The following is a 17,104-nucleotide window of genomic DNA, read 5'->3' as shown; positions in this document are numbered from 1 at the left end:
CCTACTAAATTCGCAAATTTCCCTGTTAAATTCCCTGTTAGCAGGGAATTTGGCTGGAGACGGGTGCGCTCAGCACTGCGTCGCCAGCCAAGCAGTCGCTCAACTTGAGATGGTATACAAATAAATGTCGAATACCCCTGAAAATAGGGGTTTTTGGCAGGCCATGGGCCAGTCTCTAGCCTCCGGATTTGCGCAATCTCTGGGCGAAATTGCCGAAATTCTCTGATGAATATTTGAAATATTCCCGTTTTTGAGAGACGCCGGCCGGAGACGGGGTGCGATCACCACTGCGTGCTGTGGGCGGCAGCAGGATGCAAAGCACATTTCATGGAAGTGCTGTCACTTCCGCTAGTGACCCTGGCTGTATGAAAACGCGGTGACCAGGCTCCGCAGGCGCTGCCAAGTAATGAACAAAGAAGCGGGAGTAACGCAGCGCAGCTTCTCGCGGAGCTAACAGGTCTTTTGCTGCAAATGCTGGGTACAGGTGCACGTCGTCGTCGAGGTCGAGAATTTGACGTCGTAGTACGCCGGGCCGCTCGAGTTCGCGGGGCTGTTGGTCGAACAGCGCGGAAACAGCCAATAGCTGTCCCCAAGATTGACAGTCCCGCTGATCGTGTACCCGAGATTGGGTGTAAAGGCGTAGCTGACTTCACTCACGATGAACGAAACCTGGTCGTTTTGATTGTTGGCATTGTTTGCATTGCCCACCGTTCCGTTGAGCGATGCCGGCCGTGTCAGGGCTGCGTAGAGTCCGTTTGTGCCCAAACTGGTCCTTCCCGCTCCAAAGCTTGATCCGTTGTATGACTGACTCCATCGAAGGGTCAGGTTGCCATTGGCGTCGCTGGAGACTTCGGACACCGTAATCAGGAGTTGGCCATTGTCGACGTGATACGGTGCAATGATGGAGGTCGCACCGGTCAGAATGTTCTGCATCGAGGCCGTGCTGAGCGACGTGTTCTGCGTGACCATGTCGGCGACAGAATGTGCAGTGGCGCTGACCTTGACGTTGATCGCCATTCCGTCTCCGAGTTCGGCGCCGCCGACCAACAACACCAGCATGAACGGCACTACAATGGCGAACTCCGTCGCTGCGACGCCATCGGCGGCGGTCGGAAATCTCCGTAGGCGAAACAACGGTGCGGTCAAAGGTTAATCCCCCTACGGAATGGCCGGTTCGTTCTGGAAAGCGGCGGATGCCATGATCTCCCGGCTGCCGTTAGCTTGGTTGCCCCAGTTGAAAGCGAGGGGGCCGAAGAAAACCGGCCAGAGATACATCACGCGGACGACAACGATATCGCCTGCATTTCCGGGATTGTATTGCCAATTATTGTTGACATTCCCGCTGCTGTCATAGGTCAACGTCGGCATCGCGATATTGGTTGACGACCAGTTGTTGGCAACCTGTACGTCGACCATCAAGCCCGAGCAGTTGAAAAGGACGTTGGCGTTATTGCACACGGTCTGGTGAAATGCCGCCATGGCTGCGGCGGAGCTCAGGCTCGCATCCAGGGTTTGCACCTGCCCGGTCAGAACTTGGCGGGTTGACGCCCGGACCGCGTTCTGAAGCACCGACTGTGCAAAGAAAAGAAGAAACGTCTGGATCAGACCTGCGATCAAGGCAAGAAACGGCGCGGCAATCAGTGCGAATTCGACCGCCGTGGCGCCCTCGCTGTGCCTGATGAAGCCGCCGAAACGATTGCGGGGTCTCGTCGCCTTTGCGGATTCCACTGGGGCCATGACGGTTCTTTTTACTGCGTGAGGCTGGCGGTGCTGGACGCAACCTTGATGAAAAGGTTTGTCAGCGCCGTCGAGATATCGCCGCCGGTTGTCACGTCGGAGAAGAAGCCAGGCGAGGCGCACGCCTGGAGATTCTGCGCGATCTGGCCGGTTGCGGAAGTTGGACCGTCGTAGGGGTTAACCCAGCTCATGTACCAGCTATCCGTAATATTTTGGCTGGGACCGAGATTGATAAGTTGCAGATACTCCGTGTAGAGGATAGCGATCTTAATTCCCCGGTTCTTGATGGTGGTGCACATCGTCGTGTCGAGCGGCTGCTGGCATCTACTGTTGGAGGCGAAAGTCGCGTTGGGGCAACTTGAGACGATCTTGTCTTCGACGCCGTCGGTAACAAGGAATACCACCTCCTGGGGCGTGTCTCCCGTCGAATTGCTGCCAAGGCCTGGGTTCGGCATGATGCTGTTCAGGCTGGAGAGCGCGCCGGCGATGTCGGTACCGTAGTCGGTGTTGCAGGACGATGAAGTGACGCAGTTCTGGTAGAGTATCGACATCAGCGCAATGTTGGAAACCTGGGTTCCGGCGCTCGTCGGGCTGGTCAGCGTCGCTAATGTGTTCAAGCCGGTGTCGAAGGTATAAAGCGCCGCTTTATATGTGGTGTTGTTCAGGGCCGACATGCACTGCATGACGCCGCCCGATATGCCCGACTGGGGGCAGTTCGTCCATGTATTGAGTAACTGGTTGACGGCACTTGTCACGAGATCGATCCGCAAGGTGATACTGTTGTTACGTGCGATCGTGAGGTTATCCTTGGTCCCGCCGTCGTGAGATATATTGGTCTCATGACAGGCGAAGCCGCAATTCTGCGAGGATGATGCCGACTGTTTCGAGGGCGCAGTGGCCGAGATGAGATTGTTGATGTCGGTTAGGGTCGCGCCGATTCCCATCGACGGCGAGTCGTCCATGAGCAGGTAGAAATTCATATTGGGCGCGCTCGCCGCCTGCGCCGTCGCCGTGCCATTGATCGGCCACGACGCGGTATTCACGAGCACTTTGGGAAAATTATTGAGGGATGCGGCGCTGTATGAAACCGAGACGGTGCGCTGAAGTCCCAAATCGGTGATGGTGATCGTGGGCGTCGGTGTCGCGACCAAGCCGGGAATATTGTTTGCCACTGACATAAAGATCGCGTTAGCGGTGCTTTGGGCCACCGTATCGGATTGCATCAGCATGGCGGGTCTCACCGCCGCAATTGCGGCGGCGTCGGCAGCCGCGTCCAATTGCTCCTTCTTGTGCATCGCCTGGCTGAAATCCAGCGTCATGCCCAGCAGAAAGATGATCGGAACCATCGTGAGCGCAGTGATCACGGCGACATTCGCCTTGCGATCTCTAGCGAAGCGATACAACCAAACACGATGCATAATTTTTATCCTAATCGCCGTCGGTCGGGGCAGAGGCAATTCTGGATTTCAAGCATCGGACAGGAAACGGCGAAGAGTAGCCCCCGCCGATCTCTCGGCAGAGCGGAATTCTGAAGATCAGCTGTTAAGCAATGCTTACTCGCATTGCGCGAACACGGAGGACCAGAGAATCCGCCGGTACGAGATTAAGGCGGCATCACTAATGAAGCACAAACATTCGGATAATGCAGACCATCTTGTAAGTTTTGCGTTAACCTTTCTTGTAAGTCCTATGTCAGCGCTTACTAAGTAAGCTCGCTTTTTGGCGGGGCTTCGACGGTCGACCGGCTTGTGACAATGTCATCGGCGCCAATCCCGATCCAATTGCCGGACCATTTATCTAGGAGCGAGCCGGAAACATAGAAGGTTCCCCGTCAGAGGCCCTGGTCTCGGATCCCCGTGTCGACAAGGTCAGCTTCACTGGCTCCAATGCGGCGGGAAGGCGGATAGCGTCAATCTGCAGCCAACGCAGGCGCGCGTCACGCTTGAGCTCGGCGGTAAGTCGGCCGGTCTGATTCTCGAAGATTATGATATCGAAAAGGCGGCGGAAACAATCTCGAAATCTGCGCGCATCCTGACGGGCCAAATCTGCTATTCAGTAACGCGACTAATAGTTGACCGTAGTCGACATGATGACTTCGTGGAAGCGCTCAGCGGTTCCTTCAGCAAGATACGCGTCGGCGATCCCTATGATACAGCCATGGAGATGGGTCCGCTGGCAACGGCGCGACAACGCGACCGTGTCGAAGGCTATATTGCGAAGGGGCGTAAGGAGGGCGCGCTTCTAGCGACGGGCGGAGGTCGTCCAGCGCACCTGAATCGCGGCTTTTTCATCGAGCCGACCGTATTCGGAAACGTCGACAATCGTTCGACGATCGCTCAGGAGGAAATCTTCGGTCCTCTGAGCGTGATTCCGGCTGACGGCGAAGATGATGCGATTCGTATCGCTAACGAAACGGTTTTTGGATTGAATGCTTCCGTATTCACCAATGACTCGGCACGAGCTTACTCCGTTAGCCGTCGGCTCAATTCAGGAACAGTTGGTCACAATGGATACCGGACAGACGCTACAATTTCTTTCGGTGGTTTTGAACAGTCTGGCATCGGGCGCGAGGGAGGTATCGAAGGCCTTCGTCCTTATCTTGAGGTAAAGACGATACTCCTCGACGAGGACCCAGGTGACCTCGGCTGATAGCCTCTTTCCTCGTGCGCTAAACTTATTGGCGTTATTTGCAATACAAGCCGCGTGTGATCATGAAGCGACGTAAACCTGACGTAACCTCGTCACTACGGGCCGAATGATGCAAGGGCGCGCGGTGCAACTGGCGCTCCTCAGACGTAGTAGATGATGCTCCAACTTTCGGACTCGGGGCAGCAGTACCAAACGTGCTAGTGAGGTGTCGAGCGAGATAATTATGCAGTGGTTCGGAGCATTGGTAGCTAGCCTTCAACTGAGTTTCTCGATTGCGCCGTGATCTCAAACTGGACGGGCTGACCGGTCTTCTTTTGCACGATGGTTGCTCGATGCCGGACATTTGCTCCAAGGCAAATGTCGTCTAGTCACAGCTTGACCAGGTCAGAGGCGCGAAGTTTGCTGTCGATTGCCAGGTTAAAGATTGCGAGTCCCGCCTCGATCGCGCGATTTCTAGGCGAACTGAAGTCGGCTAAGCGCCAACAACGGACGCCAACTTAACGGATATACTGGGCCGCCCTCGAGATTGAGGCCAGCCGCCGGCAGACCGGGTTACAACAGGACTTTCTCCGCCGTAATTATTGTCGCATGATGGCGGCTCATCGGCACGAGGCGCCTATGAGTTCTGCGAAGGGCTTGCGTCAGGTCGGATATTTTGATTGCCCGGGCGGCGGCCAGATCGTCGTTGCGGGCACGATCGCATTCATCGGCCACATGCGTGCGCCTGCCGGCACCTCAATCGTCGACATCGCCGACCCCGCGCATCCGCGTCTGCTGGCACGGCTCGAGATGCCGCCCGGCACCCATTCGCACAAGGTGCGCGTGGACAATGGGCTGATGCTGATCAATCGCGAGCGCAATAACGCCGACAAGAATGCGCCGCCCGAAGATTTTCGCGGTGGGCTCGGTATCCATGACGTGACGAAGCCCGCGAGCCCGCGCGAAATCACCCGCTGGGAGACCGAAGGCATGGGCGTTCATCGCTTCGATTTCGACGGGCGCCACGCCTACATTTCGCCGACGGTGGAGGGCTATCGCGGCAACATCGTAATGATCCTCGACCTCGGCGACCCGGCGTACCCGCGCGAGGTCGGCCGCTGGTGGATGCCCGGACAATGGACCGCCGGCGGCGAGGAGCCGAGCTGGCAGGGTACGGCACACCGCTGCCATCATCCGCTGCGCCAGGGCGACCGGCTCTATACCAGCTATTGGCACGGCGGCTTCGTCATCCTCGACATCGCCGACCTGGGAAAGCCACGCCTCGTCTCTTCGCTCGACTGGAGCCCGCCATTCGCCTGTCCGACGCATACGACCTTGCCGCTGCCCTTCCCGCTGCATGGGCGGCGCGTCATGCTGGTCGCGGATGAGGACGTGGCGCGCGTTGCACCCGGACCACCCGCCTGCCTGTGGCTCGTCGACATCACGGACGAGCGGTACCCGATGCCGTTCGCGAGCTTCCAGGTCGACGGCCTTGACGACGGCACGCCGCAACCGGAGTTCACAGCCTGCCATCAGCCGAGCGAAAAGGTGACCGGAACCGAGATCCCGGCCGCATGGTTCGCCCACGGGCTGCGCCTCATCGACATTGCTGACCCGCGCCGGCCGCGGGAGGTCGGCCATTTTCTGCCCGACGTTCCGGAGGGCTCGCAGCGGGTCCAGAGCAACGACGTCACGACCGACGACCGCGGTCTCTTTTATTTGCTCGACCGGTTGCGCGGGTTGACCATTCTCGAGCGCTGCTAGAGCGCGTGCCGCCATGTTGAACCAGCTCTCCGCCGATGAGACAGTTGACAGCGCCCGGGCGGTCGGCAGCAATGGCCTGCCAGTGAGGTGACGCATGGACGTCCAGACCAGTCGGGACCCGGTCGCCCGCGCCCGCGAGCTCGGGGCGGAGATCGCGGCCTCAGCCGACGAGATCGAGCGCACGCGGCGCATCCCCGAGGCGCTGCTGGCGCGGCTCCATGACTCGCGACTGTTCCGCATGCTGCTGCCGCGCTCGGCGGGCGGCGACGAGACGGAGCCCGCGCTCTATGTAGCGGCGATCGAAGAACTCGCCCGGCACGACGCCTCGATCGCGTGGAACACGTTCGCCCTCAACAGCGCCTCCCTGATCGCCGCCTATCTGGAGCCTGCGGTCAATCACGCCGTCTTCGCCGATCCGCGCAGCGTCGTGGCCTGGGGACCGCCAAACGCTTCGCGCGCGACAGCGGTTGACGGAGGCTATCGCCTGACCGGCAGGTGGGATTTTGGCAGCGGCTGCCGGCAGGCCCGGTGGATGGGCGCGCACTGCCATGTGGTCGAAGCCGACGGCGCGCTGCGGCTCAACCGCTTCGGCCAGCCCACGGTCCGCACGCTGCTGTTTCCGGCGAGCGAGGTCACCCTGCTCGACACCTGGCAGACGATCGGGCTGCGCGGTACGGCGTCGGACTCCTATTGCGCCAACGACGTGTTTGTGTCCGAGGCGTTCAGCAGCACCCGCGAGGATCCGACGCTGCGCCGCGAGCGCGGCCCGCTGTATGCCTTTACCATGCAGGGCCTCTATGCGACCGGGGTCGCCGCAGTGGCGTTTGGCATCGCGCGCGCAATGCTGTCCGAGTTCGTCGCGTTGGCGTCCCGCAAGTCGCCGCGCGGTCTCGCCCGGCTCGCCGACAACACGGTCGTGCAGGCCGACGTGGCGCGCGCCGAGGCTCGGCTCGGCGCGGCACGCGCTTATCTGATCGAGACGCTCACCACGATCTACGCGCATGCCGACGACGTGGCGCCGATCGACGTAGCCGATCGGGCCCGCGTGCGGCTCGCCTGCACCAACGCAATCCAAGGTGCGGCCGAGGTAGCAGACTTCGCCTACAAGGGAGCGGGCGTCGACGCGATCTTCCCGAGCAGCCCGTTCGAGCGCCGCTTCCGCGACATGCACACGCTCTCTCAGCAGATCCAGGCACGCGGCGCCCATTTCGAGTCGGTCGGGCAGGTCCTGCTCGGCGTGCCGCCCGAGGTGTTTCTTTAGAGTAGCAAAGGTTCGCCAGACCGGGCGCCAATTTGGACCACGCCCCTATCTTGCTGAACAATTCCCTGATTCAGCTAATTTCTTCCCTGTTCTTTGAAAAGCTTTCCCTGTTAATTTGCTTAGGGAATTGCGCAAGAAGTCGCTGCAGCGCACTGGTTTCTAGCCACGGAATAGGCTCCCGGAGCCCTAAAATCGCAAAATTCCCTGTTAAATTCCCTGATAGCAGGGAATTTGCGTGGAGACGGGTGCGATCAGCACTGCGTCGCCAGCCAGACCGGGTGCGATCACCACTGCGTGCTGTGGGCGGCAGTACCATTTAATCTGAGGCAACGGAGTCGGAATCTGAAACGCGCCGGTGCATGTCTGCTTTCGAGTGCAAAGCAGAAGCCAGACCACCGTGCGCAACGTGGCAGGCCGGTTCAGCCTTGATCAGTTGCTCTCGGATACCGCGAGCATTAATGATCAGATCAAGAACGTGATCGACCTGCACAGGGAACCATGGGGTACCCAGGTTACGGCGGTCGAAATCAAGGACATCACGCTAGTCTTGCAATTCGGTTACGCGGCTTGTTGGATCGATTGACGTTAGTGCGACCGCGGGACACATCACTCCGCGTCGATCTACGTGCAAGAGGTGGTAGTCACGTTTTCCGATGTTCCTGGAACTGTTCGCAACGACTTGCGTAATCGGCAATGTATCGCTCCAGATGCGGCGTTCGGATTCCGGAGAAATGGCATATGAAATCGCCGTGGGACCAAATCTGACGCGGTTGCGTCGGATGGAACTGACCTCTCTCGATTGGAAAACTGTTAAATGTCTTTGGATCCTCCTCGAACAGGAAGGTGGAACTGATCTCATTCGATGCGTCCAGCAAAACGGCAAGAGAATTTTGCTCCAATAATGCGTGATGAACATCGGTGTTGTTTAACCAGATCAGGTCGAACACACGAAGTGCCGCCTCGGCGTTGCGAATGAACATTACCCCAGCGTTGACGCCGGATTCGTCTTCTGTGAGCAAAATCGATTTTTTTTCGTTTTCGAGCCGGGAAAAAAGTCGAAGGACGTCAAAATTCTTGTTCGTGATCATTGCGTCCGCGTCGATGTACAAGATCCTGTCGTATCCTTGCAAAAGCAGTTTGGTAATCAGCGGAATTCTCATCCAGGGCGTTGCCCGTGCGACGCGTTCCGGCGCATCGTCCAAAATGCAAAACGCAAATCCGTGCAGCGCTGCAAAGTCGATCTGGCTCTGTATGCATGGTAGCACGCTATCCCGATACTGATCGCCGATCGCGATGGTACAGATGACAGTCAGGTCGGTCTCGGGTCCGACAAAGCGGGGTGAAATCAGTCTGACCGCCCGAGACGTGGGATAACTCAACACCGTTCTTCTGCCGGATGACGAGCCGGTGTCACTTCGGAGCGCCGCAATATGCTCTTTGACCACCGGCTTGTTATAGAAATCTTGCAGCCTCAAACTTGCGGCCATGCTACGCTGTGCTCCGAGTATGCCACGCTGCGCTGCCAGAAGAGCACGTTGCATTTCAAGGAATCCGCGTAACGCCCGGATTACGCGACGGAGAGATCGCACGCCGATCAATGTCGCCGCTACAGCGGCGAGCCCCGCAGAAACCGCAACAATCACCGTCAAATAGATCGACATTTCGAAGAACCCGCAAAGTAATATTGCACAGCACGCTAACCGGTCGGTCGTTAGGTTGTCAAAAGGTCGCCAGGAGTCCCGCTGACACCCCGCTAAGTCGCCTTTATGGAAACACTAGAACCCTTGGACGGGTTTTTGGCGTAGGAATACTGGTAGTAAAGATTGACGCAACCTCCTCTCGGAGAAGCACCGATTTGATGCAATCGATCGATATCGTCGTTCCTTGCTACAACTACAGCAGGTACCTGAGGGAATGTGTGGACAGCATCCTCGGTCAGGATGGATGTCTGATTCGTATTCTCATCATTGATGACGCATCGTCAGACGGATCTGTCGAGGTTGCGCGGGATCTTGCCGCTCGTGATTCCCGCGTTGAGTTGAGCATTCACGCGGATAACAAAGGCCATATCAAGACCTACAACGAAGGCATTGCATGGGCTCGGCAGACCTACTTTCTTCTGCTCTCGGCCGACGACCTCCTGGCTCCGGGAGCGTTGAAACGTGCCGCCGATCTTCTGGATGCCAATCCCGGCGTGGCCTTCGTCCATGGACGCGCCATCACCTTTTGGGGAGGGGTGCCGCCGATCAAGACAGACGTTGCCTCGACCCCGCCACGGATCGTGCCGGGACCGCAATTCATTGCGAATATCTGCGCCAATCCGGTCAATCCGGTGACGACGGCCACGGCCGTTGTCCGGACCAGCGTGCAAAAGAAAGTGGGGCTCTACAAACATGCGTTGCCGCACGCCGGCGACCTCGAAATGTGGCTGCGCTGCGCTATGTATGGCGATGTCGGCGAGATATATAATATCCAGGGATTTCGGCGTATGCACGACAGCAATATGTGCATGCTGTATGCAGCTGACGGGTTGATGATCCGGGATTTCACCCAGCGTTATCAAGCTTTCCAGATCTTCTTCGCTGAACACGACCACGATTTAAATGATGGGGAGCAGCTTAGGACGAGCGCTAACTATCAACTGGCCGATCAGATCATTGATGAAGCAAGAGAGCAGTTTCGGAAAAAGCGCCTTTATTCATCGTTTGAACTGCTGCAGTTGGCATTTCGGGTCGCGCCCGCAATATTCCTGAACAGCCGGTGGTGGTTACGAGTTGCGAGGTGGTTTTGGCGTCGAGCCGGACGTATCCTTGCCGGGGTCTGTCCACGCTATTGAAGCATTTCATTCATTGATCAAACGAGCGCTACGGCCGCGATCGCATCTTCTGCATCGAGGTCAATGGCCGGCGCGATCTTGCCCGACCAGCGCGCCTCGGAGTGCAGCAATCACCTCCTCTTGCATGACATCAGTCATCTGAGGAAACAGCGGCAGCAGGATGCAATGTTGGTGTGCGGCCTCCGAATGAGGAAGCGGAAAGCGCACCTGATTGTCACGATACGCCGCTTCGAGGTGGGCGCACATAATGCCTCGGCGCGTCGCGACACCGCGGTCAAGCATCGTCTGCATGACACCCAACTGGTCGGCCCACTCCGGCAATCGGATGCAATAGCTCTGCCAATTGGAGCGCGCCCAAATCGGTTCAACCGGCGGGGTAACCTCGGGAATATCGGCGAGCATCTGACCGTACGCTTTCGCCAAGGTCCGCCGCCGCCGGACAAGTTCGGGTAGCCGCCGAAGCTGCTGAAGGCCGACTGCCGCCTGGATGTCGGTCATGCGATAATTGAAGCCTGCTTGCTTGTAAGTCTCGAACACCACACTGCTGGATCGGTGCCGCTCAAAGGTGCCAACGCTCATACCGTGCTGACGCAGCATGCGGAAGTTTCGGTCCCAGTCCGCGCGCTGGGTGGTCAGCATGCCGCCTTCTCCGGTCGTGATCACTTTGCGCGGGTGAAACGAAAAACAAGCGACATCTGCGTGGGGCGTCCCGATTGGCTGAAATTTGCCATCCCACTCGATCTCCGAGCCCGCAGCGCACGCTGCGTCTTCGATCACAATCAATCCATGCTTCCGCGCGATTGGCACGATACGGGCCAGATCACACGGCATGCCGATCTGATGAACGCAGAGAATGGCCCGCGTTCGCGGTGACACCGCCGCTGCGATCAGCCCTGTGTCCATATTGAACATAGCGGGGTCGACATCAACGAAGATCGGCGTCGCGCCGCATTGCCTCACCGCATTGGCGGCTGCGATGAAACTGTGGCTCACCGTGATCACCTCGTCGCCGGGCCGAATCCCTGCCGTCAGAAGCGCCAAATGCAGTGCCGAGCTGCAGTTCGACACGGCGCAAGCATGGGGCGCTCCGACAATTCGCGAAAATTCTGCTTCGAATTCGGCGACAACGACACCCTGGCTCAGCCAGCCGGACATCACAACAGCCGCAGCAGCCTGCGCTTCGCTTTCCTCGAGTACCGGGATCGTAATCGGAATCAAGCCGCGGGCTCCGCCGTCGCTTGTGCGCCGTCGCGCTGGCAGCGCCACCAGGAGATCAGTCGGGTCAAACCTTCATCCAATGGCACCTCCGGGGTGAATCCAAGAACGCGCGACGCGGCCGATGTGTCGGCGACACGCCGTCGCACCGCTTCGACCCGTCTTTCTCCCTCGTGGACCGGCTTCAGGTCCGGTCGGCCCATCGCGACGGCCAGCTTCTCCGCGAGTTTCCGGAGACAGAGTTCCCCACCGCTGCCGATATTGAGGACAGTGTCGCTGGCCGCAGACGTAGCCGCGAGGACATTGGCGCGCGCGATGTCATCGACATAGATTAGGTCCATGGTCTGAGAGCCATCGCCGAAGATGATCGGCGGGAGTCCAGCCTCGATCCGTTCCATCCACCTGACCAGCACCTCGGTATACTTGCCGTGAACGTCCATGCGCGGACCATAAGCGTTGAAGTAGCGCAAGGCGACGTAGTCGAGCCCATACATCTCGTTGAAGCTGCGGAGCAGCGCTTCACCGAAAGCTTTGGCCGCGCCATAAAGCGTGCGGTTGGCGTAGGGATGGTGATCCTCCGGCGTGGGAAACCTCGCCGCCATCCCATAGATCGACGCTGATGAAGCCATCACGACTTTGCGAACCCTGGTCCTGGCGCAGAGCTCAAGAAGGTCGTAGGTAGCGTCGATCATGACCTCCATCGCCCGGCGCGGCTCGGCGGCGCATTGGGTGATGCGCAACGCTGCCAGGTGAATCACCGTGTCTACTCCGGGGACGAGGTCGCGCATCAGCTTCTGGTCGCGGATGTCGCCGACGATTAAGCGGAGCTGCGCCGCGCCAGAAGGAAGATGGAGATTCTCCGGGCGGCCACGAACCATGTCGTCAACCACAAGGATATCGCTGCAGCCATCGGCAACGAGCCGCGCCACCGTCGCGCTGCCGACGAATCCCGCGCCGCCCGTAACCAGGATCCTGCGGCCGCGCAGACTGTGGAAACCGGCGGTCATGCCGGTCCCCCGCGTCCTTGCGCTTGATCGGTGCGATAACCGATCAATCGTGCCGGGCTGCCGGCAACCTTGGCGTAAGGCGGGACGTCGTGCGTCACCACGGCACCCGCACCGACGATGGCGCCGCGCCCGACAGTGGTCCCGGGAAGCAGAATCGCGCCCATTCCGATATCTGCATCGTCGTCGATACGCACAGTGGCAATGCGGAGGTCCGTCGCAATGATCGGAACATCGATCGGCAACCCGGTGTGCATCGAACCGAGAATCCTGGCGCCTGGCCCCAAGCCGACATTGTTGCCGATGACGAGATCGCGCGCATCGAGAAAGCATTGCGGCCCGATCCATGCCTTGTTGCCGATTGCGCAGCTGCCGTCGATGCGGCCGTGGATGACCGCCTGCTCACCGATCATGACGCCGTTACCGATATCGAAGGTTTCGATGTGGCGAAAGCTGACGCCCGGAGATATTCTTAGATTGCTGCCGCAACGCCGGGCGAGTGCCCGGATACAGATTCGTCGGACCAAAGCATCGATATAGTCGTCGCCCCGGGAGAAGCGTCGAAACAGCGACAGGATCTCCTCAGGTGCACAATGGAGCTTCATATCCCGGGCAAATTCGGCTTCAAATGTGGGGTCGGCCGTCACATCCGCGCGTCCGTGCACTGCCGCCGCGATGACCCGTCTAGGCATCTCATCGGACCCCGAACGATCAGACCGCATCTTGTCAGCCATTTCTTCCTCCAGATACAAGGGCAGCTTGCATCGGGCTATGCGCCTTGAGTTCGACCGGGCGGCCCCGTTGCTGCATCGAGAGGGTTGCCGCTTCGATCAATTCGACGATACGCAAGCCGAACTTGCCGTCGGTAACAGGCACCAGATGCCGGCCGACACAGTCGATGAAATGTGCGGCCTCTGACATCAGCGGCTCGACTGGCGACAGATGCGGTGACCACATGTCACCGATCCGATAGTCGATCATGGCCTGATCTGGATCGATTGGTTCGTCGGCCACCAAATGTCCGCGGTGGTAGATCTTGACCTTCTCGCTGGGCTCGAGATCATCCCATAGCAGAAGTTTCTGACTACCCCCGATCGTGACCCGCCGTGTCTTGACCGGTGCCAGCCAGTTGACATTGAGGTGAGCGACGGAGCCATCGTTGAGATAAAGCGTCACATGGGCCAAGCTTTCGGGCGCGTCGGCGGCAAATCTCATTCCGTTCGCGGAAATCGCGATTGGCTCGCCCGGCAATAAATAACGGATGATGGCCAGGTCATGAACGGCAAGATCCCACAACACGCTTACGTCTCGCCGAGAGACGCCGAGGTTGACCCGCGTCGAATCGTAGTAGTGGATATTGCCAAGGTCATGACTGGAGATCAGGGCTTCGATCTTGCGCGCAGCACTTGAATAGACCAGCGTATGGCCGATCATCAGCCTCAGATCCGCGCGGTCGGCCAGATCCACCAACTCGCGCGCATTCGCAAGGTTGTCAGCCATCGGTTTCTCGATCAGAACGTGACGACCGGCGCGCAAGGCGGCTGAGGCGATTTCGTAGTGCGTCGCTGCTGGCGTTGCAATCGCAACCGCGTCGACCCGCCGATCGGCAAGAGCTTCACGCCAATTCGCCGTCAATCGGGTCATCGGATGGTGGCGCGCTGCCCGAGCCAACGCTTCCGCCGCAGGGTCGACGATCGCAACCACGCGGCATCCCTCGGTTTCGGCAAAGCACCGCGCAAGATTGGGGCCCCAATATCCATATCCGATAACTGCGATGCCGATCATGAAGCAACTCGTGTTAACAAACCCGGGCTCTAGTGGGAAATTCAAGGCGTTATCGGCCCTGGCGGATGTCTCCGGTCTGGACGGCGGGGTTTCCGGCGACGATGGCATAGTCGCTGACTTCGCGCGTCACCACCGCGCCAGCGCCGATCATCGCATATTTGCCGATGACGATGCCCGGCAGGATAGTGGCGTTGGACCCGATCGAGGCACCTTGCCGGACCCGCGTCTCGATCACCTTCCAGTCAGCGTCGCTCTGGAGCGTACCATCCGCAGTTGTGGCGCGCGGAAGGAGGTCGTTGGTGAACATGACGCCGTGACCGATAAAGACTTCGTCCTCGATCGTTACGCCTTCGCAGATAAAGGAATGGGACGAGATTTTGCACCGCGCCCCGACCGAAGCGTTCTTCTGGATTTCGACGAAAGCCCCGATCCGGGTAAAATCTCCGACCCGGCACCCGTAGAGATTGACCAGTTCAGGGTGAAAGATCGATACCCCTTCGCCAATAAGGACATCGCGCCCGACCGCCATCAATCCTCCCCAACTGACAGAAGCCGGCTCCCAGTTTCGCTGAGCTGGCCAGCGACTAGGCTGGCTTTCCGAACGGTACCAGCGGACACCATCCCCCGGTACAGTGGACGGGTCCGGAGGCTGTTGCAAGCGTGGCATTCGGGCTGGTATTTGTTGCCATTATCGCGAGGTGGAGATTTGGCCGTTCCAACGCCGTTTTCCTGGCCGGCAGGCCGCAAATGTGCAGTTTCGATTACCTACGATGACGCGCTCCCGGTCCACTATGAGCTCGCCGGACCCGCTCTCGAAGCTCACGGACTGCGCGGCACCTTCTATCTCAATATCGCGGCGGGTCCGTCGCATGCCCCGCTTCCGTGGCGCGAGCTCGCCGCCCGCGGCCATGAACTCGGCAATCACAGTCTGTTTCATCCGTGCCGGCGCGGCGCCGCAGACCGGCGCTGGATCGACAAGGCTTTCGACCTGCGCCAATACACCCCGCACAGGTTCCAGCAGGAGGTCGGCATTGCGAATGCATTTCTCCAGTTGATCGACGGCAGGAGCGAGCGGAGCTACGCCTACACCTGCTTCGATACCCATATAGGCCGCTGGCGCACCAGGACGCCGATCGCGGGCATGATCCGAGACAAGTTCATCGCCGCACGCGGCGCGCGCACAGATCAGCCGATTGCGGTGTCCCGTGATCTCGACCTCATGAACCTCGGCGGCTTTCTCGCTGATACTCTTCCATTGAGCGCGCTAACCGATGCGGTCAAACGTGCGGGTGACGAGAGCAGCTGGCTGATCCTTGTGATTGATGGGATCGGGGCAGGCACCCACAATTCTTTCGTCGAGCCGTCGATCCACCACAATCTTCTAGACTTCCTTGCCTCCGAGAGTTCGACTTGGGTGGCCCCGGTGATTGAAATTGCCAAATGGGTTCGACGTGAAAACGAGGAAGCGTTGCATTTGACAAAATAAAATATGCGCGGCAACGACTCATCGAACATTCCCTGTTTGAAGTCTGCTTTTGGACCCAGACTTCCCGAACATCTCCTTGCCGTCGCCATTGTGTTGTGCCCTAGTTCTATGCTGATCGTGCCGACATTGTTGCCTTGGGCGTGGTTGGCCATTCGATTTTCGGGTGTGCTGGAAGCGACATTTCCCGTCCGGCCGATGATATAATGAATGCCAACAACGGGATCACGGTCAAAAAATATTCATTTCCCCGCTGGTGAAGATCGCACTCCAACAATGCTATCGCCACGGAACTATCTTGCTCTGATGGGCATCGGCATCGCCGGTGTCTTATTGCGTTACGGTGCTTATTACTTCGAGACTGAGGGCCTCTCACTCACTGGATTCGTCGGCGCACTGTGCCAGTGGGACTGTCGCTTGTATAACGACCTAGCTTACAATGGCTATGAGAGTTCGGCGAACCCCGACGGTGGAGCAAATTGGGCTTTCTTTCCGCTTTATCCAATCATGCTTTCGTCGTTTCACTTCATCACCGGCCTCTCGTTAATCGGTAGCGGCGCGGTATTGAATCAGTGCTGCATCGGTTTGGCGGCGGCGTTTGCTCGACCGCTGTTTAAGAATGATCTCAGCGGCTACTGGGTTTTCTGCACACTGCTGATCGCCGGGCCGCTCTCATTTTACTACAGCACCGGCTTGACCGAAGCGCTGTTTGTCATGCTGACCGTCATTGTGTTGGCATGCTTACAACGTGGCAATTACCTTGCCGCCGGAGTGGCCGCCAGCTTGCTTTCGGCGACGCGCGTTACTGGCATCTTCATCGTACTACCCATCATGGTCCAGGCCGTCATCGATTACCGGCGCGGAACACTGACTATTGGCCCGGCACTGGTCGCGTTGCTATTGGCGCCCATCGGCCTGATCGCTTTCATGATCTATTTATATGTTGATATCGGCGACCCGCTGGCCTTCGCGCATGTCCAGTCGGCGTGGGGGCGATCGCTGCACAGCCCGTTTTTCTGGATGCTATGGGGGCTACGCCGGGGACCCTCTGGCTTAGGCTTTTGGTTGATTGTAACCGCCATAGGCGCACTCACGATGTGTGTCGTTATGGCTCTTCGCGGCGCCCTTGGGGCCGCGCTGTTCTGCGCGGCATCCCTGACCCTTGCGCTTTCGACCGGTCCGGATTCCATGCCTAGGTTTGTCGCTGGCCTCGTGCCATTGACAATCACAACAGCTCAGATTTTACCGGGATCGCCGGCGACGCGCCTTGCGGCGGCAACGGCGGCCGCAGCACTCGGTGTCTACGCGACCATGAAGTGGGTCGGTGGACATGCTCAATTTCTGGTTTAGCTCGGCCAGTCACCTCGAGGCCGACAAGCGAAGGCGCTCGA

15 protein-coding genes and 1 pseudogene are annotated in these 17,104 nt (G+C 58.8%); 7 read left to right on the top strand and 9 right to left on the bottom strand.

What is annotated here, in order from left to right:
• Positions 1-450: 450 nt before the first annotated feature.
• From E7813_RS13360 to E7813_RS13350, 3 genes are read right to left on the bottom strand one after another with little or no spacing between them, the layout of a single operon-like run.
• Positions 451-1,146: a TadE/TadG family type IV pilus assembly protein gene (locus E7813_RS13360; RefSeq protein ID WP_291574642.1), complete on the bottom strand. Its 696-nt coding sequence runs from the start codon at positions 1,144-1,146 to the stop codon at positions 451-453.
• Positions 1,147-1,158: 12 nt separating this feature from the next.
• Complete coding sequence (locus E7813_RS13355) at positions 1,159-1,737, bottom strand: TadE/TadG family type IV pilus assembly protein (protein ID WP_291574641.1); 579 nt, start codon at positions 1,735-1,737, stop codon at positions 1,159-1,161.
• Positions 1,738-1,748: 11 nt separating this feature from the next.
• Positions 1,749-3,155 (bottom strand): pilus assembly protein TadG-related protein, encoded by a 1,407-nt coding sequence (locus E7813_RS13350; protein WP_291574639.1) that lies wholly within the window; start codon positions 3,153-3,155, stop codon positions 1,749-1,751.
• A 398-nt stretch (positions 3,156-3,553) separates the two neighbouring features.
• Between E7813_RS13350 and E7813_RS13345 the strand changes: the two are divergent.
• The 4 genes and pseudogenes from E7813_RS13345 to E7813_RS13330 all read left to right on the top strand — a co-directional run bounded on the left by E7813_RS13345 (position 3,554) and on the right by E7813_RS13330 (position 7,973).
• Positions 3,554-4,386, top strand: a pseudogene (locus E7813_RS13345) (aldehyde dehydrogenase family protein).
• A gap of 636 nt (positions 4,387-5,022) precedes the next feature.
• Entirely contained in the window at positions 5,023-6,129 is a 1,107-nt protein-coding gene (locus E7813_RS13340; protein WP_291574638.1) for a hypothetical protein, read from the top strand.
• Positions 6,130-6,223: 94 nt separating this feature from the next.
• The gene (locus E7813_RS13335; protein WP_291574637.1) at positions 6,224-7,390 is read left to right on the top strand and encodes an acyl-CoA dehydrogenase family protein; all 1,167 of its coding nucleotides are present in this window, start codon (positions 6,224-6,226) and stop codon (positions 7,388-7,390) included.
• Between the two features lie 355 nt (positions 7,391-7,745).
• The gene (locus E7813_RS13330; RefSeq protein ID WP_363331175.1) at positions 7,746-7,973 is read left to right on the top strand and encodes an SPFH domain-containing protein; all 228 of its coding nucleotides are present in this window, start codon (positions 7,746-7,748) and stop codon (positions 7,971-7,973) included.
• A 58-nt stretch (positions 7,974-8,031) separates the two neighbouring features.
• Here the strand turns inward: E7813_RS13330 and E7813_RS13325 are convergent, their stop codons facing one another.
• Positions 8,032-9,051, bottom strand: a complete 1,020-nt coding sequence (locus tag E7813_RS13325; protein ID WP_291574633.1) for a hypothetical protein — start codon at positions 9,049-9,051, stop codon at positions 8,032-8,034.
• A 197-nt stretch (positions 9,052-9,248) separates the two neighbouring features.
• Here E7813_RS13325 and E7813_RS13320 point away from each other — a divergent pair, with 197 nt between their 5' ends.
• Positions 9,249-10,226 carry a glycosyltransferase family A protein gene (locus E7813_RS13320; RefSeq protein WP_291574630.1) on the top strand — a complete coding sequence of 326 codons (978 nt, stop codon included), beginning with the start codon at positions 9,249-9,251 and terminating at the stop codon, positions 10,224-10,226.
• Between the two features lie 60 nt (positions 10,227-10,286).
• On the opposite strand, the gene E7813_RS13315 is transcribed toward E7813_RS13320, so the two are convergent.
• From E7813_RS13315 to E7813_RS13295, 5 genes are read right to left on the bottom strand one after another with little or no spacing between them, the layout of a single operon-like run.
• Complete coding sequence (locus E7813_RS13315) at positions 10,287-11,444, bottom strand: DegT/DnrJ/EryC1/StrS family aminotransferase (RefSeq protein WP_291574629.1); 1,158 nt, start codon at positions 11,442-11,444, stop codon at positions 10,287-10,289.
• Positions 11,441-12,448 (bottom strand): NAD-dependent epimerase/dehydratase family protein, encoded by a 1,008-nt coding sequence (locus E7813_RS13310; protein ID WP_291574627.1) that lies wholly within the window; start codon positions 12,446-12,448, stop codon positions 11,441-11,443. Before E7813_RS13310 ends, E7813_RS13315 begins: the two co-directional genes overlap by 4 nt.
• A complete protein-coding gene (locus E7813_RS13305; RefSeq protein ID WP_291574645.1) occupies positions 12,445-13,137 on the bottom strand; it encodes an acyltransferase in 693 nt (230 codons plus the stop codon). The genes E7813_RS13310 and E7813_RS13305 overlap by 4 nt, the downstream gene beginning before the upstream one ends.
• Positions 13,138-13,171: 34 nt before the next feature.
• The gene (locus E7813_RS13300) at positions 13,172-14,230 is read right to left on the bottom strand and encodes a Gfo/Idh/MocA family oxidoreductase (RefSeq protein ID WP_291574626.1); all 1,059 of its coding nucleotides are present in this window, start codon (positions 14,228-14,230) and stop codon (positions 13,172-13,174) included.
• Positions 14,231-14,279: 49 nt separating this feature from the next.
• Positions 14,280-14,759 carry an acyltransferase gene (locus tag E7813_RS13295; RefSeq protein ID WP_291574625.1) on the bottom strand — a complete coding sequence of 160 codons (480 nt, stop codon included), beginning with the start codon at positions 14,757-14,759 and terminating at the stop codon, positions 14,280-14,282.
• Between the two features lie 123 nt (positions 14,760-14,882).
• On the opposite strand from E7813_RS13295, the gene E7813_RS13290 reads away from it, so the two are divergent.
• Positions 14,883-15,716, top strand: a complete 834-nt coding sequence (locus E7813_RS13290) for a polysaccharide deacetylase family protein (RefSeq protein ID WP_291574624.1) — start codon at positions 14,883-14,885, stop codon at positions 15,714-15,716.
• 303 nt (positions 15,717-16,019) lie between these two features.
• Positions 16,020-17,063 carry a hypothetical protein gene (locus tag E7813_RS13285; RefSeq protein WP_291574623.1) on the top strand — a complete coding sequence of 348 codons (1,044 nt, stop codon included), beginning with the start codon at positions 16,020-16,022 and terminating at the stop codon, positions 17,061-17,063.
• Positions 17,064-17,104: the final 41 nt, after the last annotated feature.

The organism is Bradyrhizobium sp. (assembly GCF_004799405.1).
In the GTDB taxonomy this organism is placed as follows: domain Bacteria; phylum Pseudomonadota; class Alphaproteobacteria; order Rhizobiales; family Xanthobacteraceae; genus Bradyrhizobium.
This window is presented reverse-complemented; position numbering and strand designations above follow the sequence as displayed.